At 59.4% G+C, this 866-nt stretch carries 1 protein-coding gene; it reads left to right on the forward strand.

The genetic code is table 11. The annotated features are described in order from the left end of the window. Positions 1-12: 12 nt before the first annotated feature. Positions 13-866: hypothetical protein (locus tag FVQ81_18765; protein MBW7998572.1), on the forward strand; the 854-nt coding region annotated here is incomplete at its 3' end.

Here is an 866-nt window from a genome sequence, read left to right on the forward strand (position 1 = left end):
GCGGAGAATAAATTGCCGGAGGACCCCATTCCTCCGGAAGCCATCCAGTCCGATGAATTTTCCTGGCTCGGATCGGAAATTTTTCCCATCACGTCTTACTCGCCGGAAACCCGCCTGGGCCTGGGGGTGGCCACATGGCTGATCGGAGAGGAGGCCGCCGGGGACAGCCTTGGGCAACCGGACAGCCTATGGGCCAGCGCCATGGTTACCCAGGAGAAACAGTACCACTTATGGGTGATTCCGGAAGTGTTCCTGCTGCGCGACCGGTACCGCATCAAGGCCAATCTGGAGTATCTGAAATTTCCCACCCTGTTCTACGGAATCGGCAACGACACGGTTCCCGAAGCGGAGGAAAATTACACCCCGATCATCTGGAGGGTGGAGACCGAGTTTACACTCAATACGGCCGGCGGCTGGAGACTGGGGCCCATCCTTGCTTTCGAACGCACCGCAATCGTGGAAACAGAGCCCGGTGGATCCCTCGGGAGCGGGGGCGCGAATGGGGCGCCGGGCGCGCAAGGGAGCGAGGTGACGGGATTCGGAATGACCGTGCGATTCGATTGGCGGGAACATCCTTTTGGTCCGCGGGAGGGAGGATTGATTGCGCTGTCCCTCCTCCGGTTCAGGGGCAGCGCTCCCGATACGCAATTCGAATATTTACAATACAAGGCCGATCTGCGTTGGTTCTTCCCCCTGGCGGAGGGACATGTGCTGGGATTCCAGTCCCTCTGGCAGCACATTTCGGGCAATGCCCCATTTACTTCCCTGCCCAAGCTGGGGGGAAAGCTGATGTTCCGGGGAATGTACGAAGGGCGCTACCGGGACCATGCCCTGCTGGCATTTCAATCCGAATACCGGTTTCCCAT

Source organism: Candidatus Glassbacteria bacterium (assembly GCA_019456185.1).
Lineage (GTDB): Bacteria > Gemmatimonadota > Glassbacteria > GWA2-58-10 > GWA2-58-10 > JAJRTS01.